An 18,851-nucleotide genomic window follows, 5' to 3' on the forward strand; every position below is an offset into this window, starting at 1 on the left:
TGCATGGATTGTCGGGGGGCTTTTTGGATAGATTTTTGATTTGTGGTTTATGGGGCATGGGGAGGATAGAAAGTGATAGAGTTAAAAGGCTTGACCAAAGTGTACGGAAAAGGCGGCACTGCCGCCACTGCGCTCTCGGGCGTAAATCTTCACATTGAAAAAGGAGAAATCTTCGGCGTAATCGGCCACTCTGGTGCGGGCAAAAGCACCCTGATCCGCTGCATCAATCTGCTGGAGCGTCCGACGAAAGGCGAAGTGTGGGTCGACGGCACGGAGCTGACCCGGCTTGGCAAAAGCCAGCTGCAGGAGCGCCGGAGGAAGATCGGCATGATTTATCAGCATTTCAACCTGCTCTCGTCGGCGACGGTTTATGACAATATCGCCTTTCCACTCCGGCTGGTGCACACACCAAAGGCCGAGGTCGACCGGAAGGTGAATGAGCTTCTCGCACTTGTGGGCCTCACCGAACACCGGAGCAAATACCCGGCTCAGCTGTCGGGCGGGCAGAAGCAGCGGGTCGGCATCGCCCGGGCGCTGGCCAGCGATCCGGACGTGCTGCTGTGCGACGAGGCCACCTCGGCGCTTGATCCGCAGACGACCGATTCGATCCTTAGGCTGCTGCTTCACATCAACAAGCAGTTCAATCTGACCATTGTGCTGATTACGCATGAAATGCATGTCATCCAGAGCATTTGCGACCGGGTGGCCGTGATTCACGGCGGGGGCATTGTCGAGCAGGGGCGGGTGGCCGATGTGTTCCTGAAGCCAAGGCATGGGGTGACGAAGGAGTTCATCCAAAGCGAAGCCCATGACGACAGTCCGCTCCTTGCGGCGCTGCAGGCTCCGCATCCCGACGGGACGACGGCGGTCAAGATTACGTTCCTTGGGGAAAAGACGTACGAATCAACACTGTCGCGCGTAGCCAGCGGTACTGGAGTGAACTTCGCTATCCTGCAAGGAACCATCTCCACCATTAAAGACATTCCGTACGGCCAGCTCGTTGTCCGCTTCGAAGGAGACGCCACAGCCATCGGCAGAACAATTTCCGAGCTGACCGCGCAGGGACTTGATGTGGAGGTGCTGTCATGATATTCGGTCTTGATTTTTCAGCTGTTGACTGGGATGAGATGATTACCGGTACGGTGGATACCTTGAAAATGCTGGGCAGTTCCGCGATTTTTACAATAATCCTTGGTTTACCGCTCGGAATTGTGTTATATTTATGGGGGAGATCACAGCTTCCTTTTGTAAAAGGCTTATACGCGGTTATTTCCTTCATTGTTAATATTCTGCGCTCGGTGCCGTTTATTATTCTCGTAATTGCGCTGATCCCGTTCAGCCGGGCCGTGGTCGGTACGTCCATCGGGGTTCTGGGAACCATACCGCCGCTTGTCATCGGAGCCGCGCCGTTCTTTGCCCGTCTGGTGGAAACGTCGCTGCGCGAGGTGGACCGTGGCGTGATTGAAGCCGCGCAGGGAATGGGAGCTTCGACAACCCAGATCGTGATGCGCGTGCTGCTGCCGGAAGCCCGTCCTGGCCTGCTTGCGGGGATAACGATAACCGTTGTTACGCTTGTGTCGTACACAGCCATGTCAGGCATGGTCGGCGGCGGGGGACTTGGGGATTTGGCGATCCGCTACGGCTATCAGCGTTATGAGAAGGAAGTCATGATTGTCTCGATTATTCTGCTTGTTGTGCTGGTGCAGTTCCTGCAGATGGCGGGCGACCGGCTGGTAAGACATTTCACACGAAAATAAGGCCTATTTATATAAAAATACCTTATTGAGGCGAGGGCGCCTTCCGCTTCCGATGGAAGCAGAGGCTTTCGCCGAAACCGGCAGAGCTGGCGGTTGGGGAACCGTACAAGCCTCCGTTAACACACATACACTTTCAGAGGGGGATTTATCAAATGAAAAAAATGCTGTTGACCTTGCTCAGCCTGACGCTGATTACGGTGCTGGCTGCCTGCGGTGCTAACAACGGAGGAAACAAAGCCTCCAACGCTGCCGCCTCCAGTGCGCCTGCTGCCGGAGCCTCGGCTGCTCCAAGCGCAGAACCCGTTACGCTTGTTGTCGGAGCTTCTCCGATTCCGCACGCAGAAATTTTGAAGGCTATCGCACCGCAGCTTGAAGCCCAGGGCATCAAGCTTGAAATCAAGGAATTCACCGATTACGTTCAGCCGAACGTACAGCTGGCCGAAGGCCAACTGGATGCGAACTTCTTCCAGCATAAACCTTACTTGGACGACCAGAATCAAAAGAACGGCTGGAATTTGACCTCCGTCGCCGCTGTCCATGTTGAACCTTTTGGCGCTTACTCCAAAAAAATCAAATCGATCGACGAACTGAAAGACGGCGCGAAAGTAGCCATTCCGAACGATGCCACCAACGGCGGCCGCGCGCTGATTCTGCTGGCGAAGAACGGTCTGATCACGCTGAAGGACCCTAACAATATTGCGTCCACCAAATCGGATATCACGGAAAATAAAAAGAATCTCAAAATCATCGAGCTGGAAGCCGCTAACCTGCCGCGTCAGCTGGATGAAGTCGACCTGGCGCTGATCAACGCCAACTACGCGCTGGAAGCGGGACTCGTTCCGACGAAGGACGCCCTGTTCATCGAGAGCGGAGATTCTCCATATGCGAACCTGCTTGTAGCCCGTCCGGACGACAAGGAGAAAGACGCCATCAAGAAGCTGGCAGCCGCGCTGACTTCCCCGGAAGCGAAGAAATTTATTGAAGACAAGTACCAAGGCTCCATCATCCCGGCGTTCTAATTGACTGCAAGCTGAAACCAATCCCGTACTGCCCGTTTTGGGCGTGCGGGATTTTTTTCATGGAGATCACGGGTTCGGGTTCCGCTAAGAGACAAGGTTGTGGCGAAAGATTAAATTTAATATAATTGACCGATAGATTAGGCGCAAATTAGGCACAAAAAATCCCGGCGTTTGCCATAGGGCAAAGCACCGGGACGGTGTGTACGCGAAAATTAGAATACTTGAACGACTTCCTCAACACCTTCAACTTCTTCGACCAGAGCACGTTCAATTCCGGCTTTCAGCGTAATCGTGGAGCTTGGGCAGCTGCCGCAGGCACCCATCAATTTCAGTTTAACAATACCGTCCTCAACGTCGATGAGCTCAACGTCGCCGCCATCGCGCTGGAGGAACGGACGCAGTTTATCAAGAACTTCCAGCACTTCATCGTACATGCTAGTGCTTTGTGTATTCTCACTCATTTCTCAATCACTCCTTTCGTACGTATATTATAGTACAAATACTTAAAAAATAAAACGGTTAGTAAGGGCCAAGGAGATCAACATGAGACCAATTATTGAATTTTGTGTCAGCAACCTAGGACATGGCACCGAAGCGCTTAAGAATAAATTGGAACAGAATCTCGATTACGATGTCATCGAATACACCTGCCTGGGCAACTGCAGCCAATGCCGCTTCGAGCCGTTCGCGATGGTAAACGGAGAAGTCGTCGCCGCCGATTCGCCCGAAGAGCTGGAAGCCGCCATTGATTCCAAGATCAAGGAACTGGAAGCCTGGGACAATCTCGAAATCGACTAAGCGGCCTTTAGCCAAAATGACGCTTGGACATCCACAGCACGCCGCTCTTTAAGATACGGGGCACCCGGCCCATAACGGAACGGCTGCCGAGCAGGCCGAAGCCTTCGGTTTTTCCCAGGGAACCGAGCGTTCCCTTCAGCTTGATTTTATGCAGTCTCGGCTTCTCGTTTCGCCACAGGGCACGCAAAATCTGCCCGATCTGCTCGCCCTGGGCGCCCGCCGCCTGAGCGCTGGGCGCATACGGCAGGCTGGCGCAGTCGCCGATCACATAGACTTCCGGATACTCCGGGATGTTATAGTATTGGCCGAGAAGCACTCTTCCGCCGCGGTCTTTGGCCACATTGAGGTTTTGTACAACTTGGACAGGCTGAATACCGCCGGTCCAGACCGTAACGTCGGAAGCGATTGCCTGTGAGCCGTTGAAGACCGCATCCTTCTCAATGTGGGAGACCGAAATCCGGCTGAGCGTCTGCACCTGATGCTCGCTGAACCATTCCTCGACGTACTCGGACAGCTTGGCCGGAAAAGCGGACAGCACACGATCACCCCGGTCGAGAATGGAGATGTTCAGATCAGGCCGGCTTTCGCGCAGCTCGGCGGCAAGCTCGACGCCGCTCAGGCCGCCGCCCACAATGTTGACGGTGCCGTAGGGCTTCACATCGCTCAGGCGGCGGTAGGTCTCTCTGGTGCCAGGGAGCGATTGGATGCTGCAGGTATGCTCCTCGGCGCCGGGAATGCCGTGATAATTATCGGTGCAGCCGAGGGCGATGGCCAGGATATCGTAAGGGACAGGCTCGCCGTCTGCCATAAGGACGAGCCGCCTCTCCAGATCAATGGAGCCGACTTCGCCGTACTTGATTGAGAGTCTGGGGTGAACGGGAAAGGCGATGCGAAGATTATGGTCGGAAACCGTACCGGCAGCAAGCGCATAATATTCCGTCTTGATGCCCTGGAAGGGCATTCGGTCGATCAGGACGATTTCCACGTCGTTGGGGAGTTGGTGGTTAAGCAAATCCTGGATCAGTGCGAGGCCGCCATAGCCGCCCCCGAGAACAAGCAGTTTCTTCATGCAGTGCGCCCTTCCTTTCCGCTGTGAAATGGGTTGGCTATTCGTATACCTTGATTTCGTTGTAGAAGGTATCGCGCTCAACGGGGATTTTGCCGGCGCCCTTCACGAGCCAGATCAGTTCTTCGCGTGTAAGACCTTCGGGAGTCAGTGCACCGGCGGAATGGCTGATCCGTTCCTTCAGAATCGTACCGTGCACGTCCGAAGCGCCGAAGCTCAGCGAGACCTGGGTCAGCTGCGGTCCGATATTAATGAAGTAAGCTTTGATGTGGTCGATATTGTCGATCATCAGACGGCTGATGGCGATCGTCTTGAGATCCTCGTACGCGGAGTTGCGGCGCATAATGCCGGCATTCTTGCTCTTGGGCTGCATCGACAGCGGGATGAACACCATGAAGCCGTTTGTTTCGTCCTGAAGCTCGCGGATTTGCAGCATGTGCCGGACGCGGTCCTCGTGGGACTCAATGGAGCCGTACAGCATGGTCGTATGGGTCCGCATGCCGAGCTTGTGCGCCTGCCGGTGCACCTCCAGATATTGTTCGACATTCGCTTTGTCGACGTGCATTTTTTGGCGGTATTGGTCGGACAGAATTTCCGCTCCTCCGCCTGTCAGGGTCTTAAGACCCGCAGCCTGCAAGCGTTCCAGCACTTCGCGGATGCTCAGACCGCTGATCCGGGTGAAGAAATCGATCTCCGCCGCCGTATAAGCCTTCAAGGTCACATCAGGAAAACGGTCATGCAGCGCCTGAAGCGAATCAACATAGTACTGGAAAGGAACGTTTGCGTTGTGCCCGCCCACAATATGGAACTCGCGCACGCCGGGGTGGATATGCTGCTCCACATAGGAGATCATTTCCTCGCCGGAGAGGGTATACGCGCCTTCTTCTCCCTCATCCTTGCGGAAGTTGCAGAACGCGCAGCGCGATTCGCACACATTGGTGAAGTACAGGCTCATATTTTCGATAAAATACACCTTGTTTCCGTTCTTCCGAAGGTTGGCCTCGTTTGCGAGCTGGCCGATCGTCAGGAGATCGTTACTATCATATAAATAAACGCCATCCTCCAGGGTCAATCGCTCGCCGGCATGAACCTTTTCAATAATATCCGCCATTCTGGCATCGGTGTGGGGCGTAATAAGTGTAGACATTATGATTCCTCCTAGTAAGGTTTGAGATCAGAGGCTCAGCCAGCATGGGCAAACGATAGCGAGTGCGGCCTACCAATAAGAAAACACCCCGCTGTTTCTCGCAAACGGAAAAACGACGCAGATGTTTTCAAGAACAACATATCGAAGCGGCAGCAATTTCATTTTCTATGGAGTCATAGGCCGCGCGTGACAAAATTTCGAATTTTGCATAGTGCTTTTTCCTATTATAAACCTCTCTTGAAAGGTGAGCAACCGCCCGGAACCGTTCTTGTCCCCTCATCTGCGGCTTGTGGAGCGGGGTGGAGTGAAGTATACTTTATTTTATATAGACAATAACTTTTGGCCAAGCACGGCCGATCCCATATATTTTAAAGGAGGCTGGAAACCATGATTACAATCAGCGATACGGCTGCGGAGCAGCTGAAGACCATGCGCGACTCGCAGGAGATCCCGAATATGTTCCTTCGCCTTGGCGTAACCGCTGGAGGATGCAGCGGATTTTCGTACGCGATGGGCTTTGACGACAACGAAACCGATCAGGACGTCTATATGGACGTGAAAGGCCTCAAGGTCGTTATGGAAAAAGACAGCCTGCGCCTGCTCGACGGCCTCGAAATCGACTTCGAGGAATCCGGCATGTCCGGCGGCTTCACCATCAACAACCCGAACGCCACCGCCACCTGCGGCTGCGGGCACAGCTTCAGAACGGCAACGGACGCGGGGAAGCCTAGCGAGGAGCCTTGCTGAGCGTTGGAGTGACGCGGTTTTTCTCAGCTGATCTGAACGGTAGCCGAGCCGGCATCCCGGTCCAATCGAGCGTTCGGAGCTGAGGATTTCGCCGGTGAAATGGAATGTTAACAATCCCGAAAGTCCGGCGTTAACAACTTAGGGAACGCTGTTTCAGGGTTGCGGATTACGTGCCTCCCAAGCTTGTGTTGATTTCTAAGCGCAGCTTCGGGAGGTTTTTTATGCTTAAAGTTGGGCTTGAATATGGCGAAGAGAGGCACTCCAGTAGGATTGTCTCTTTTTTGTATCATAAAACCCAATTTTGTCGATTATATCCCAAGAAAATTATGGTATCATTTTACCATTAAGCCAACGGAGGTAGTTCTATTGATCTATGCATTTATAGCGTTAATCGTTATTTTGTTTTTTGGTGTCAGCTTCTTGTTCTTCAGCATGCTTCAAAAACGAAAAAAATCTACTCAGTCTCTTGAAGAAAACTACGATTTAAAGTCGATTACGATTGCTGATATTGACAAGATGCTAGATGGTTCAGAGTTTGAAATGTACCTATACAGACTTTTTATAGAACTTGGCTACTCAGGTGTATACAAGACTGTCGGGAGTCGTGATTTTGGAGCAGACGTCGTTTTTACTGATCGAGATGGCATCAGAAATGTTGTGCAAGCAAAGCGGTATTCTGAAGGTAATTCAGTCGGCATCAGCGCTGTGCAAGAGGTCTTCTCTTGTATGAGATATTACCAGGCGAAGAAAGCCATCGTAATCGCTACTGCAAAGTTTACCGAACCCTGTGAGACATTAGCAGGAATTAACTATGTAAAGCTGCTGGATCGAGCGGACTTGATTAATATTATTGAAGCTTTTAAAAAGGATAACGTTAGAGCGGCGCAGGATCTTATTGAATCGGAGCCGAGAATGATTTTGGAATCGTGGAGTGAGGCGAGTAAGCCGGTACTGCGTGAGGTTCGGAAAGATTATAAGGCGGAGAAGTATGTGAAGAGGGTGATGGGGAAGTGATTTTGTATTTCAAGTTGCAGTTTTTCTAATGTTACTCACGACGCATTGTCCGGGAATACAAAGAACGTTATAGGAAAGTATGAAAAATAATATTATAAAAAATGAAAGGATCTAATTTGATGACACTTTTTGAATCTTATCAGTTAAAAAAAGCAAATGGTGAAGTTGTCGATTTTAATCAATTAACATTAAATGAATTAAAGCAATTACATTGGAATGAAGGTAGATTTGATTGGGAGATAGCTGAATTATTTAACGTGTCTAATCGAAAGTACAACAAAAGAGAAGGAAACTGGGGATTACAAGAAAAGAAATGATAATAGAAGATTTAATAAATAATATAGATGAAGATTATCATGAATTAAACCAAAAGGCGTTTGAACGAGTTATGATAGCTGAAAATATTGATACGATATCGAAGGCGTTAACAAACTTTGCTTTTAGATCAGGCCCTGTTGAAGATATACACTCTAATCATCAACTAACACAAACAGATATGAAGACATTAAACAATTTTATGGTGAACAGATTATCATACGTTGTAAAACTAATAATTGAAGGTAGAGGAATTGAGCTTGAATATTTAATTCGTTCAAATGCCCTATTTAATTCAGATTGGGATGCAGCCGAAGAAGATGACGGTGATAATTTTTATTTAGTGAAGCAAGAATTGTTAAAGTGGAATAGATAGGTTTATTTCATGAAATATTAACATTTTAATAGTGGTTCTAAAATAATAGATACAGCTAGCTGTATTGGATTGGAATGTTCATATTTCTATTTAGCGTAGATAGGTGGAATTTTAAAGATAAAGCGAGGATATTCAGTAACCACCCTGTAAGGCTAAATCTTACACCTTTCGGGTTTGTTTTTGCAGAAACGTTAATAAAATAATTAAAATACCTTATAGGAGCTAACACATGATTATAAAATTTCACCAATCTAGTATTGAAAATGAATATGAAATTTATCCTTTTATAAGTTATGAATCCCAATGCAACGATTTAGATTTTCCTGAACCTTCTTTCGACCCGAGTTCAAGCTTTATATTTCACACTGTAAAGCTTGTTGCCTCACTTGATCTACTCACCGATGAATATGATAACTCTGAAGAAATTATACAGAGATTAAAAGAGAGTTATGCTATTGATGAGGATAAGAATTTAATTGATATCGCAGAATTACATATCACTGAGTTTCCAAATGAGTGGAAAGATGAAATAGGACCTAATTGGTTTTACTGGCTTGACGCGATAGATGGCGATCATGCAGTAGTAGGCTCACGGGCAGATGAAATTTTAGATCGAGAGCTTTATGATGATCCTTTTGATTTTGGAAGCTTATATTATATTCAAACATTAAAAGTTCATAAAGCCTTTAGAGGAGAAAAACTAGGGCTGCAACTTATAAACTATGCCTTCGAACATTTTATAAAAGATTATAATGGGATGGTTTTTCTTATTCCTCAGGAACCCATAACTCAGGAAATAGAATCGGGGAAAAGAAAGATGAAACCTATAAAATTAGTAAACTATTATGAAAAGCTAGGATTTAAAAGAGTTTTTAATTCTATAAACAGTGACATAGTAATGGAAGTAGAAATAAGTAAACTAAGATATCGCGAATAATTTTTGAAGAGAAATACTTGATCTAACATCATATTTCTGCTGCGTTACTGGCTTTCCTTGTTGGCTGAGGTAAAGCGAGGAAGTTAAGACAGCAGACAAACCTGCGAAGCTAAGTGTGTTCGACCCGGCGCTAATGCGTCTTAAGCCTCCAGGTTCGTGAATGCGGAAACATTATCGGAAATTTCCAACTAAAGGAGAAAACATTGGAAACAAGAATTGAAAAGTCTAAAAAAAGAAAGAAAGAAATACGAAAGCAAGTCTTAAGTATTCCAAAGATGCTTATTATTCTTATAATTAGTTTTTTTATTTATATATTAACTTTGGTATTGTGGGCTAATACCCTTAAAGGAACCGCATATTATGATCTTTTAGACACTATACTAAAAATCTACATTATGACCGTTGGTTTTTTTATGGGTCTAGGGTATATGAATTTGAAATTTATAATTGTTCTAGTCAAATCTTTAATTAAGATAATGTTTACAGTATGGGTAGTAATAATCGTGCAATTTTCATCAATGGAACAAGTTGAACAAAACATTTGGATAATACTATCAGCTTTTTTCTTCGTCTATTTAGAAGTTTTATTGGATATTAATGATTGTTTATTTCAAGTTAAAGATGACTTCAGAATTCCAAAAATCAAATTTTTAACATCTACTTTTATTAAAGAAAACTCAATTTCTTTATCCATAATGTGCTTAGGCATTATTAATTCTATTTTATCTTTTTTTATTGTTGATCTATTAGACGCTACTAAGTTAGTTTAGGTGATTCGATGAATTGGGAAGCATCCGATACCATAAAATTCACGCTGCGGGACCTTGGGATCCCTTGGTCTGAAGAAGCTAAGGGACGAAGAGGTTATGGCTGTAAACAACCCCACGAGCTAAGTCTTCATCAGGCGCTTTCGGGCCTTAAGCCCCTCGGATTCGTGAATACGGAAACCTTAGCTGAAAGATTCGTAATGAGTAGGAGTAAATAATTATGGAAAATCAAGATCGAGAGTTAGTTAAACAAATATGTATTTGTTGCGCAGAAAAAGATAAAAAATCCAACAAAGGACATATTTTTCCTCAATGGTTATTGAAGAAAACCAATTTTTTCCCCAACCCAATTAAGGGAACAACAGGAAAATAAAAAAATACCTGGGAAGCATTGTGTAATTCCAATTTGTGAGGATTGTAATACTTAGTTAGGAAAATATTGGAGTTACCAGTCTCAAAAATTTTTGGAAGTTTAGAAGATAATCAAGGATTTAATGATTACGAAGCGTAGCTATTAGTTCGCTCGATGTGGAAGATTACTGGAATGTTTTACTGGATAGAACGTTCTGAAACTGAGGATGATTATGGGTTCGTATCATTAAAAGAGAGATGTTTGAAACCAATAGAAAATCCTAGAGAAAGAATTAGTATAGCATTTTCATTAATTGAAAATGAAAAGAATGAAAATTTTGAGGATACTGCGATGGGGATTGATGTTATCCCTAAGCTATCCAATGTTCTTGCCGCTGGTGTATTTCACAAGACTGCAATTATTGTTTAGTAATCTAAATTTGATGAACCAATTCCTAGTAACTTCACAAAGTATCAACTCTCTTCGAACAGATTGATGAATCCGAATAAACGGGTATTTTCAATTACAGGATATAAGGAACCGGGAGAAGCGACTATAAAATTGTAAAGTTAGTTAATGGAAGCTTATTAATCGCTCATGAATTTGAGGCAGCAATGCAAATGAAGCATGCAATAGATAAAGCGGAAAAAAAGGATTCAACTTTACCAAAAGACATACAAAGAAGCTGGATCAGGCGGACACATCCGCACCGACTAAACACATTGTGGCCAGCTTCTGACGAAGCCTTAAGTTGGTGGGACGTCGTGAATACAGGAACGCTATCAGAAAGTCATGTGAAAATTAAGGAGTAGTATTATGACGTCAGAACAGATCTCAATTATCACTTCAGTTTTTACGACATTAGTAGGTACATGCGCTACATTAATTGGATTAGTATTTGTTGCTTATACATTTGCTATGCAGTCTCGTAAGAAGTCAAGAATTGATAGAGAAGAACAGAAAAAAGAGAATTTTATCATGGTGGTCACCTTAGGAAATTTATTGTTGCCTATGTTTGTTTTATTAATATTTTTGAGCCTTTTGGCTTTTAATCTAAATACAATTACCAGCAATGGACTATTAAAAGTAAATCTTCAAATACTTTCGTATTTATCATTAATAATTATTTGTATAATCTTCTTAAATATTTTGCTGCCCATATTACTTAAAAAAACTTATAGATTTGTTTCTGGAATTGGAGTATTGATTTCATTTGGTTCGATATTAATACCTATTGCAAATTATTTGTTATTTGGAATCAATTTAAGCTTAAAACTAGCGATTGTATATACTGCTTTTCTTTTGGCTATGACAGTTTTACAAATATGGACTTATATAAATATTAGTAGTTACTACAAATTAAAAAAACTTGAAGAGAGCTAGGTATTATTTCATGGAGGACAAGACCTTTTGATAGCAACGTATTCACGCTGCGTCGCTACCGCTCCTGGGTTGACTGGAGTATCTCGAAGAAGCATCTACAGGCGACAACCCGCGAGGCTAAGTCTTCGACCCGGTGCTGGCGCACCTTAAGCCCCTCGGGTTCGTAAATGCAACAACATTAACTGAAATTCCAGCAAGAGCATAATTGAGGGGAATATCAAGGGAGGAATTGATTTGCCTTGGCCTATGGTTCATTTTGCAATTCCAGAAATCTTAACGGATGGTAATTCTACTCCAGATCTATTATTAGGCAGTATCGCTCCGGATGCCATACATATGAGAGGCTACGTGTCCAGGGAAGAAAAAGGCGTGACCCATCTCGTACATAACGATAAATTACCGGCCAAGGAATTGATCATGGAGAAGTGCCGTGAATATTTGTCGAAACGATCGGAGACGGAGTGGAAGGAATTTGTATTGGGTTACTTTTTGCATATTTATACGGATTTAAGATGGACGGATACCGTATATGAGGATTTTGAAAATAACTATAAAGGCGAAAAAATCGATATACGGAAGACATATAACCATGAAGTTAGCCAAGCAGAATTTAATCTTATAAGATCGCTGGATAGCACAGAAAAATTATTCGCATTACTCTTAAAGGCTAAGGGATTTACAATCGATCCATTTGTTACGCAGCTTGAAGTGAATCAGTATAGGGATAGAAAAGTAGAATGGCTGCAAGATCTAAAGAATGAGCCCCGAATCAAACCGATTTATTTTAAAACCGACAAAATAAATCGCTTTTTTAATGAAACCTCGAAGGAATTAAAAGAGCTGTTATAAGAATGGAATATAGAATATTTCGAAGAAGACGGGAACATCAGTTAACAATACATTCACGCTGCGGGCCGTTCGGCCCTAGGTCTGCCAGAAGATTATTCAGAGAAGTGGAAACAGGCAGACAACCCTACGGGTTCGTGAATACGAGGACGTTAGACGAAACCGTCTAGACACTGAAGTAATAATTAAAGAAAAGGTGATTAAGATATATGAAAACAGCGCAAAGAAGTAAATGGGAAAAGATAAGATCTAAAGGAAGGAAGCATTTTCTTTTCTATAGAGGGGTAATAGGTTGGGGAATACCAACGGCGATCATATTTACTTTTTTTACTGAATTATTAGAGAATGATCACTCTATTACCTTCGATTATTCCTTTTATATGTCCTTATTAAAAACTTTAATAATATTACCTGTTTGTGGTTACTTTTGGGGGCTATGGGTATGGAAATGGACTGAAAAAAATTATAAAAAAAGCATTTAATCCTTCCAAGAATAATCTTAAGTGATAATTTATGAAACCAACAAAGAAAAAACGCTATTAAAAAGATGATTAAAGACTAAATTATAATGTTAGAAATTCGAAGAAGAGACGACATCGCCTAACAACGTATTCATGCTGCGGAGCTTATGCTCCTTGGTCTGCTAGATGCTAAACCGAGGAAGTGCAATCAAGCAGACAACCCTCCGGGTTCGTGAATGCCAGAACGTTAGGCGAAATGACCTAAACCATGAAAGGAGAAAAAATATGTCTCAATTCCCCATATTAGAAACAGAGAGATTTATACTAAGACAGCTTAAACAAGACGATTCAAGAGAAATATTTCAATATTTCTCTTTGGATGAAGTTACAAAATTTTATGATTTGGAGAGTTTTACGAAAATTGAGCAAGCAGAAGAACTAATTGATAGATGGAATCAAAAGTTTGAAAGAAATCAGGGCATTCGCTGGGGAATCACTTTGCGGTCGGAAAGCAGAGTAATTGGAACATGTGGATTTCATGGATGGATGAAAAATCATTATAAAGCTGAAATTGGATATGAATTAACACCAGAATATTGGCGGCAAGGTTATATGACTGAGGTGATACAGAAGATAATTGAATTCGGATTTAACAATCTTGGATTAAACCGTATTGAAGCATTTGTAGAACCAGAGAATGTGGGATCAAGAAAGGTGCTTGAGAAAATTGGATTTAGTGAAGAAGGGACATTGAAGGAACATTTTTATTGGAGGAATCGGTTTGTTGATACTGTTATATATGCATTACTTAAAAAAGATTATAAAGTGCGTTAAGTAGTGGGATTAATCAAAGAAGAAGTAACTTTGCCTAACACCATATCTACGCTGCGGAGCCTGCGGCTCCTTGTTTTGCAGGAGTTGGGTTCGAGGAGGCCGGTTCAGCAGACAACCCTGCACTGCTTAACCGCTTAGCGGCCGGACCCTTCCGGTCTATAAGGCAGTGAGGGTTCGTAGATACAGGAACGTTATAAGAAATCCCCGTTATGAGTAAAACTATAAAGAAGAAGGAAGTGCAAAAATGCAAAAAGCAATAGTAGTCTATTTTTTAACTGAGAAGAAAAATAACTTAGAGGAATTAAATGAATTGTTAAACACCGGATGGAAATTAGTTAGCCAAAGTGCGATGGGTGGCGGTGGTGGTAATAATGCTGTATATTCATTGGTAATTTTAGAGAAATAAAAGATTGGTTATCCATCTATTTTAAATTGATGAACATAAACTAAAGAAAATTTATGTATCAAAGGTTTTAGAAGAAGTAGAAGCTAATAACGATCGGAGTAATACCTATGTTAAAGAATATTTTATTAAGAACTAAAGACTATAAAGTATGTAAAGGTTCCAGATCTGTGGCTATTTTTACCTTGCGAATGGGAATAGAATCATATATATATCAAAAAACATAACTTAAAGGGGATGCATCGAAGACGGAGACATCTTATAACATAGCATTCCCGCTGCGTCGCTTTCGCTCCTTGGTCTGCCCGAGGTTAGATCGAGGAAGCGGGTTCAGACAGACAACCCTACGGGTTCGTGAATACGACAACGTTAGCTGAAATTGCTGTAGAAAAAAATGGAATAACTGAGATTCTAATATTATAATAAAGAAAAAATCTGAGATCTGAAGGTGACTTATGATAAAAGGAATAGAGGTACATGGACTCAATCAGCGAGAGAATTATAAGCTTCAATTTAATGAGGATATTAACATTTTTACAGGTAAGAATGGTTCAGGTAAAACAACAGTTCTTAAGCTAATATGGTATCTAATTAGTGGAAATATAGAGAAAGTATTCGAAGAAATTGATTTTAAGTATGTTAAGCTTGAAGGTGACAAATACTCACTTGAAATTATCAATCAAGTTGATGTAGCGGAGAATAGTATGACGAATAATATTGAAGATAGACACACTAATATAATTTTTGTTCATAATGATACTAAAAAACACTATGAAATCCCAACATTATTATTAAACCGAGTTACACGTATACCATCAAAGAGAAATAGTATTGATTTCATTAATGAACTGAATCATGAGATTTCAGAAGTTTCCGGAGGATCTATTTTCTTTCCCACTTTTCGAAGAATAGAAGGTGGTTTCTCTATGGGAAATAACAATGGATATATGAGGGCAGAACGGTTCCAAGATGCAATTAGTTCTATATCTGATTCGCTGTCAACAAGCAACCATACCTTCATTACGTCCGTTTCGACCAGGGATATAGTTGACCTATTAACTAGACATTATGCAAATATATCAGAACAGACCAATAAATTACATATCGAGTTATCTACATACATTGAATCAAAAATAAAAACATATTCGGAATATTCTAAGGATGCTTCATATACTCCTGTTCAAACTGATAAAGGACTATTAGATAATGCAAATCAGATCCTACATGAAATTCAAGAAGAATTAGTACAAATATCTACAAAAAGAGAAAGCTTTTTGAAGCCATTTACAGTGTTATCTGATTTAATTAATCAAATATTTCAACATAAAGGGATAAAGGTTACTGATAAAATAACATTAGGAGAAACTAAAGAAGCTATGTTTTCTGACAAGTTGTCGGCTGGAGAGAAACAAATGCTTAGCTTTCTTTGCTACAATGCTTTTTCTCAAAATTCTAGCATATTTATTGATGAACCTGAAATTAGTTTGCATGTCGACTGGCAACGTACGCTGTTTCCAACACTAATGTCTCAATCATCAAATAATCAATTTTTTGTAGCAACACACTCCCCCTTTATTTATTCAAAATACGAAGATAAAGAAATATTATTATCTGAAGATAGAGGTGGATATTAATGCCACTTCCTAGGCCAACAGCAGATGAAATAGTTAGTTTATTAAAAAGATCATCATTACCATCAATCATTGTAGAAGGTGACGATGATGTATTAATTTATAGGTATATTGAAGATAAAATAGGTACCTTTAATGCAAGCATACTACCTTGTGGTGGAAGAAAAGCTTTGTTGAATATTTTTTCAAGAAGAGCAGAATTTAATAATTTAAAAACTGTCTTTCTTGCCGATCAAGATATGTGGCTGTTCACAACAATACCTCAAGAACTTTCATCAATTGTTTGGACTACAGGCTACAGCATTGAGAATGATTTATATGCAAGTTCTTTAGTCGTATTTGAGCAGCTCTTAACAAAGCAAGAAAAAAAGGAAATGATAACTATTGTTAGTGAGATTTCAAAATGGTTTGCTTTTGAAGTGGAACTCTATAGGGATCAAAAAGAAATAAATATTGATTGCCACATTAACGAGTTGCTTTCTCAAGATAAAAAATCACTTTCTGAAACCTTTTTAAAGAGAAGAAACTTCGTTGAACCTTCTAAAGAAACTTTAGCTGAAGTTTTAGAAAATTATGATTTAAAAATTAGAGGTAAAATATTATTTGACCTATTGCTATATTTTTTGAATGCTCCAAAAAGAAAATCCAAGTATAGTCGGGATAATTTAATAGAGATATGTATAAAAGTTGGAAATGGTGAACCTTATATAAATAGGCTAATTGAGAATATTCATGAGACCATAGCATAGCCCTTACAAGGGCTTTTACAGTTTGAATCGTAAGATATTCAGAGATGTCAGCAACATCAGCTCACAAAGTATTCACGCATCAGGGCTATCGCTCCTCGGTTGTCAGATGTATTAATCATGGAAGAAAGTTCAGACAACAAATGACCCAGCCTAAGATAGGAGCTATCTAAGGCTGGGTTATTTCGTGAATATAGAACCGTTATCGGAAACCGTCTAAATGCATGATAAGTTCTTTCAGAAATGAGGTTGCTGAATTATCAAAAACATTATTAAGGGCTGAAGGAATCATATTTATCAAGGGCATTAGTCCAGTGCGATAAGGATGAAACTTTTTATCGATTTCCTGGTGGATCAATTGAATTTGGAGAGACAGCAGAAGAAGCGATTACTAGAGAATTGATAGAAGAATTTGAATTGGAAGTACAAGTTAATCATTTAATACTGATCAACGAGAGCATTATTGAATATGAAGGGAAACAACGACATGATTGTACTCTATTTCATTTATGCAAGTTAAAGGTAGAAGAAGAATTAATCTTTACCTTATGGCATAAGGAACGGGATGAAATAAAACTGACTTGGAAAACGATTGGAGCGCTACATAAAAGGCCGGTATATCCGGAGGGAATAGTTGAAATAATTGAGTCAAAGGACATTAAAAGAATAAATCATATCATAATAAGAAAGAAGTATTAAAGACATAAAGTGATTGTAACTCAAAGTAGAGACGGCATCCGATAACAATGTGTTCACGCATCGGGGGACAAGCCCCTCAGTCGCCAGAAGTCAGAAGTTGATTCGAAGAGGAATTTCAGCAGCAGGGAGCAAACTTAGGCGACACATCCATTCACCCAACCACGGTCGCGGCCGGTCGAGATCGTGCTAGTCGCACGACTCGTACAGCTTAGGGTGAATGGACGCCGTGAGTAATAATGACGAGGCCAGCCCCGATTTGTTCATCGTAGGTTACAATGGTGTTGGAGAACAACCGTTGCAGAGCTACAAACAAAAAGGAGCTGGTTATCATGAAGTGTACCATAAAATATGTTGGAATGGATGTATCCAAAGAAAGCATTGCCATTGCCATCGCCGAATCGGGGAGAGAGGAGCCGCGATTCTGGGGGACAATCCCTCATAAGCCGGAAGCGGTAAGAAAATGGTTGAAGCAGGTAGGCGGCAATGAAAATTTGGAGGTCTGCTATGAAGCTGGGCCAACCGGTTATGAACTGTTCCGTTGGTTAACGGGCATGGGTATAACGTGTATAGTTGTCGCGCCGTCGCTCATTCCGAAACGTGCAGGGGATCGTGTAAAAACAGATCGCCGTGACGCGATTCGGTTGGCGCAATTGCATCGAGCCGGGGAACTTACAAGCGTTTATGTACCCGATCGAGATACAGAGGCATTAAGAGACTTGGTGAGAGCAAGGGAAGATGCGAAAGAAGATCTGCACCGCGCCAGACAGCGGATGATCAAGTTTTTGCTTCGTCATCAGATTTCTCATCCTGCACACTTGAAAAAGCGGTGGACCAAGAGTTACAAGAAGTGGCTGGGAGCACTGAAATTTGAGCGATCGGCGGAACATTATGTGTTCCAGGACTACCTGCAGGTTGTACTTGAAAGTGAACAACGATTGGAACGACTGGAACAGGAAATGGCACGACAAAGTGATGCAGCGCCCCAGACAGAGGTGATTCAAGCGCTTCAGTCGCTCCGTGGAATTGGACTCCTAACGGCGATGACCTTGGTTGCTGAGATTGGCAGCTTTTCACGGTTTCGGAATCCGAAGCAGCTCATGGCGTATGCAGGTATAGTACCGCAGGAGCGATCAAGAGGGGAAGCAAGTTGGCGGGGACGAATAACCAAGTCGGGGAATGCTCATATCCGACGTGTGGTTACAGAAGCAGCATGGCAATATCGTCATCGACCCGCTATGACAGAGAGAATGCAGCAGAAAAGCCAAAAGCAAAGCACCAAGATTCAATCCATCGCTTGGAAGGCACAACACCGGTTACACGGACGTTATTTCCGTCTTATCATGCAACGAGGAAAACAAAAATGTGTTGCAGCAACGGCAATCGCCGGAGAGTTGCTTGGATTCGTGTGGGCAGTCGCCTTGGAAGTGGAACGGAAACAGGCAGCAAGTTAAAATAAATGATCCATAAAGAGCAAGAAAAAATAGAGGACAATACGAGGAACAAAATTGATACCTGGGCCCGAAGGCAACGCGGTAGGGGAACAGAATCGCGAG

24 protein-coding genes are annotated in these 18,851 nt (G+C 42.7%); 21 read left to right on the forward strand and 3 right to left on the reverse strand.

Annotated features, from left to right (window positions below; all coding sequences use genetic code 11):
- The first annotated feature begins 72 nt into the window (after nucleotides 1-72).
- The 3 genes from G5B47_RS20515 to G5B47_RS20525 all read left to right on the forward strand — a co-directional run bounded on the left by G5B47_RS20515 (nucleotide 73) and on the right by G5B47_RS20525 (nucleotide 2,776).
- Nucleotides 73-1,089: a methionine ABC transporter ATP-binding protein gene (locus G5B47_RS20515; protein WP_165102124.1), complete on the forward strand. Its 1,017-nt coding sequence runs from the start codon at nucleotides 73-75 to the stop codon at nucleotides 1,087-1,089.
- Nucleotides 1,089-1,757, forward strand: coding sequence for a methionine ABC transporter permease (locus G5B47_RS20520; RefSeq protein ID WP_025336310.1), 669 nt, complete (start codon nucleotides 1,089-1,091; stop codon nucleotides 1,755-1,757). Before G5B47_RS20515 ends, G5B47_RS20520 begins: the two co-directional genes overlap by 1 nt.
- 152 nt (nucleotides 1,758-1,909) lie before the next feature.
- Nucleotides 1,910-2,776, forward strand: coding sequence for a MetQ/NlpA family ABC transporter substrate-binding protein (locus G5B47_RS20525; RefSeq protein ID WP_165102127.1), 867 nt, complete (start codon nucleotides 1,910-1,912; stop codon nucleotides 2,774-2,776).
- Nucleotides 2,777-2,988: 212 nt separating this feature from the next.
- Here the strand turns inward: G5B47_RS20525 and G5B47_RS20530 are convergent, their stop codons facing one another.
- Nucleotides 2,989-3,237 (reverse strand): NifU family protein, encoded by a 249-nt coding sequence (locus tag G5B47_RS20530; RefSeq protein WP_165102129.1) that lies wholly within the window; start codon nucleotides 3,235-3,237, stop codon nucleotides 2,989-2,991.
- Between the two features lie 82 nt (nucleotides 3,238-3,319).
- Here G5B47_RS20530 and G5B47_RS20535 point away from each other — a divergent pair, with 82 nt between their 5' ends.
- Entirely contained in the window at nucleotides 3,320-3,574 is a 255-nt protein-coding gene (locus G5B47_RS20535) for a YuzB family protein (RefSeq protein WP_165102132.1), read from the forward strand.
- Nucleotides 3,575-3,581: 7 nt separating this feature from the next.
- Here G5B47_RS20535 and G5B47_RS20540 read toward each other — a convergent pair whose 3' ends face one another.
- Both G5B47_RS20540 and mqnE read right to left on the reverse strand, forming a co-directional pair.
- Nucleotides 3,582-4,643: an NAD(P)/FAD-dependent oxidoreductase gene (locus G5B47_RS20540; protein ID WP_165102135.1), complete on the reverse strand. Its 1,062-nt coding sequence runs from the start codon at nucleotides 4,641-4,643 to the stop codon at nucleotides 3,582-3,584.
- A gap of 37 nt (nucleotides 4,644-4,680) precedes the next feature.
- Nucleotides 4,681-5,787 (reverse strand): aminofutalosine synthase MqnE, encoded by a 1,107-nt coding sequence (gene mqnE / locus G5B47_RS20545; protein ID WP_165102137.1) that lies wholly within the window; start codon nucleotides 5,785-5,787, stop codon nucleotides 4,681-4,683.
- A 387-nt stretch (nucleotides 5,788-6,174) separates the two neighbouring features.
- On the opposite strand from mqnE, the gene G5B47_RS20550 reads away from it, so the two are divergent.
- The 17 genes from G5B47_RS20550 to G5B47_RS20630 all read left to right on the forward strand — a co-directional run bounded on the left by G5B47_RS20550 (nucleotide 6,175) and on the right by G5B47_RS20630 (nucleotide 18,749).
- Nucleotides 6,175-6,534: a HesB/IscA family protein gene (locus G5B47_RS20550; protein ID WP_025336304.1), complete on the forward strand. Its 360-nt coding sequence runs from the start codon at nucleotides 6,175-6,177 to the stop codon at nucleotides 6,532-6,534.
- Nucleotides 6,535-6,900: 366 nt separating this feature from the next.
- Nucleotides 6,901-7,548 (forward strand): restriction endonuclease, encoded by a 648-nt coding sequence (locus G5B47_RS20555; protein WP_235957240.1) that lies wholly within the window; start codon nucleotides 6,901-6,903, stop codon nucleotides 7,546-7,548.
- 119 nt (nucleotides 7,549-7,667) lie between these two features.
- On the forward strand, nucleotides 7,668-7,865 hold the full coding sequence (locus G5B47_RS20560; protein ID WP_165102140.1) for a hypothetical protein: 198 nt from the start codon (nucleotides 7,668-7,670) through the stop codon (nucleotides 7,863-7,865).
- A complete protein-coding gene (locus G5B47_RS20565) occupies nucleotides 7,862-8,239 on the forward strand; it encodes a hypothetical protein (RefSeq protein ID WP_165102143.1) in 378 nt (125 codons plus the stop codon). The genes G5B47_RS20560 and G5B47_RS20565 overlap by 4 nt, the downstream gene beginning before the upstream one ends.
- A gap of 229 nt (nucleotides 8,240-8,468) precedes the next feature.
- A complete protein-coding gene (locus G5B47_RS20570) occupies nucleotides 8,469-9,176 on the forward strand; it encodes a GNAT family protein (RefSeq protein ID WP_165102146.1) in 708 nt (235 codons plus the stop codon).
- Nucleotides 9,177-9,379: 203 nt separating this feature from the next.
- On the forward strand, nucleotides 9,380-9,946 hold the full coding sequence (locus G5B47_RS20575) for a hypothetical protein (protein ID WP_165102149.1): 567 nt from the start codon (nucleotides 9,380-9,382) through the stop codon (nucleotides 9,944-9,946).
- A gap of 217 nt (nucleotides 9,947-10,163) precedes the next feature.
- Entirely contained in the window at nucleotides 10,164-10,316 is a 153-nt protein-coding gene (locus G5B47_RS20580) for a hypothetical protein (RefSeq protein ID WP_165102152.1), read from the forward strand.
- 171 nt (nucleotides 10,317-10,487) lie between these two features.
- Entirely contained in the window at nucleotides 10,488-10,724 is a 237-nt protein-coding gene (locus tag G5B47_RS20585) for a hypothetical protein (RefSeq protein WP_165102154.1), read from the forward strand.
- Between the two features lie 387 nt (nucleotides 10,725-11,111).
- The gene (locus G5B47_RS20590) at nucleotides 11,112-11,678 is read left to right on the forward strand and encodes a hypothetical protein (protein ID WP_165102157.1); all 567 of its coding nucleotides are present in this window, start codon (nucleotides 11,112-11,114) and stop codon (nucleotides 11,676-11,678) included.
- A 234-nt stretch (nucleotides 11,679-11,912) separates the two neighbouring features.
- Nucleotides 11,913-12,527, forward strand: coding sequence for a hypothetical protein (locus tag G5B47_RS20595; protein ID WP_165102159.1), 615 nt, complete (start codon nucleotides 11,913-11,915; stop codon nucleotides 12,525-12,527).
- A 206-nt stretch (nucleotides 12,528-12,733) separates the two neighbouring features.
- On the forward strand, nucleotides 12,734-13,006 hold the full coding sequence (locus tag G5B47_RS20600; RefSeq protein WP_165102161.1) for a hypothetical protein: 273 nt from the start codon (nucleotides 12,734-12,736) through the stop codon (nucleotides 13,004-13,006).
- A 264-nt stretch (nucleotides 13,007-13,270) separates the two neighbouring features.
- Nucleotides 13,271-13,819, forward strand: coding sequence for a GNAT family N-acetyltransferase (locus tag G5B47_RS20605; protein ID WP_165102163.1), 549 nt, complete (start codon nucleotides 13,271-13,273; stop codon nucleotides 13,817-13,819).
- A gap of 244 nt (nucleotides 13,820-14,063) precedes the next feature.
- Nucleotides 14,064-14,225, forward strand: coding sequence for a hypothetical protein (locus tag G5B47_RS20610; RefSeq protein WP_158442605.1), 162 nt, complete (start codon nucleotides 14,064-14,066; stop codon nucleotides 14,223-14,225).
- Between the two features lie 452 nt (nucleotides 14,226-14,677).
- On the forward strand, nucleotides 14,678-15,856 hold the full coding sequence (locus G5B47_RS20615; protein ID WP_165102166.1) for an AAA family ATPase: 1,179 nt from the start codon (nucleotides 14,678-14,680) through the stop codon (nucleotides 15,854-15,856).
- Nucleotides 15,856-16,602, forward strand: a complete 747-nt coding sequence (locus tag G5B47_RS20620) for a DUF4435 domain-containing protein (RefSeq protein WP_165102169.1) — start codon at nucleotides 15,856-15,858, stop codon at nucleotides 16,600-16,602. Before G5B47_RS20615 ends, G5B47_RS20620 begins: the two co-directional genes overlap by 1 nt.
- A 354-nt stretch (nucleotides 16,603-16,956) precedes the next feature.
- Entirely contained in the window at nucleotides 16,957-17,298 is a 342-nt protein-coding gene (locus G5B47_RS20625) for an NUDIX hydrolase (protein WP_328804601.1), read from the forward strand.
- A gap of 329 nt (nucleotides 17,299-17,627) precedes the next feature.
- Entirely contained in the window at nucleotides 17,628-18,749 is a 1,122-nt protein-coding gene (locus tag G5B47_RS20630) for an IS110 family RNA-guided transposase (protein WP_165102172.1), read from the forward strand.
- The last annotated feature ends 102 nt before the right edge of the window (nucleotides 18,750-18,851 follow it).

Source organism: Paenibacillus apii (assembly GCF_011043685.1).
In the GTDB taxonomy this organism is placed as follows: Bacteria; Bacillota; Bacilli; order Paenibacillales; family Paenibacillaceae; genus Paenibacillus_AQ; species Paenibacillus_AQ sabinae.

Bases quoted from the DNA above. Each gene is read 5' to 3' on its own strand.
- G5B47_RS20525 (WP_165102127.1), top strand. From the start codon at position 1,910: ATGAAAAAAATGCTGTTGACCTTGCTCAGCCTGACGCTGATTACGGTG.
- G5B47_RS20530 (WP_165102129.1), bottom strand. From the start codon at position 3,237: ATGAGTGAGAATACACAAAGCACTAGCATGTACGATGAAGTGCTGGAA.
- G5B47_RS20535 (WP_165102132.1), top strand. From the start codon at position 3,320: ATGAGACCAATTATTGAATTTTGTGTCAGCAACCTAGGACATGGCACC.
- G5B47_RS20540 (WP_165102135.1), bottom strand. From the start codon at position 4,643: ATGAAGAAACTGCTTGTTCTCGGGGGCGGCTATGGCGGCCTCGCACTG.
- mqnE (WP_165102137.1), bottom strand. From the start codon at position 5,787: ATGTCTACACTTATTACGCCCCACACCGATGCCAGAATGGCGGATATT.
- G5B47_RS20550 (WP_025336304.1), top strand. From the start codon at position 6,175: ATGATTACAATCAGCGATACGGCTGCGGAGCAGCTGAAGACCATGCGC.
- G5B47_RS20560 (WP_165102140.1), top strand. From the start codon at position 7,668: ATGACACTTTTTGAATCTTATCAGTTAAAAAAAGCAAATGGTGAAGTT.
- G5B47_RS20565 (WP_165102143.1), top strand. From the start codon at position 7,862: ATGATAATAGAAGATTTAATAAATAATATAGATGAAGATTATCATGAA.
- G5B47_RS20570 (WP_165102146.1), top strand. From the start codon at position 8,469: ATGATTATAAAATTTCACCAATCTAGTATTGAAAATGAATATGAAATT.
- G5B47_RS20580 (WP_165102152.1), top strand. From the start codon at position 10,164: ATGGAAAATCAAGATCGAGAGTTAGTTAAACAAATATGTATTTGTTGC.
- G5B47_RS20585 (WP_165102154.1), top strand. From the start codon at position 10,488: ATGTTTTACTGGATAGAACGTTCTGAAACTGAGGATGATTATGGGTTC.
- G5B47_RS20590 (WP_165102157.1), top strand. From the start codon at position 11,112: ATGACGTCAGAACAGATCTCAATTATCACTTCAGTTTTTACGACATTA.
- G5B47_RS20600 (WP_165102161.1), top strand. From the start codon at position 12,734: ATGAAAACAGCGCAAAGAAGTAAATGGGAAAAGATAAGATCTAAAGGA.
- G5B47_RS20605 (WP_165102163.1), top strand. From the start codon at position 13,271: ATGTCTCAATTCCCCATATTAGAAACAGAGAGATTTATACTAAGACAG.
- G5B47_RS20610 (WP_158442605.1), top strand. From the start codon at position 14,064: ATGCAAAAAGCAATAGTAGTCTATTTTTTAACTGAGAAGAAAAATAAC.
- G5B47_RS20615 (WP_165102166.1), top strand. From the start codon at position 14,678: ATGATAAAAGGAATAGAGGTACATGGACTCAATCAGCGAGAGAATTAT.
- G5B47_RS20620 (WP_165102169.1), top strand. From the start codon at position 15,856: ATGCCACTTCCTAGGCCAACAGCAGATGAAATAGTTAGTTTATTAAAA.
- G5B47_RS20630 (WP_165102172.1), top strand. From the start codon at position 17,628: ATGAAGTGTACCATAAAATATGTTGGAATGGATGTATCCAAAGAAAGC.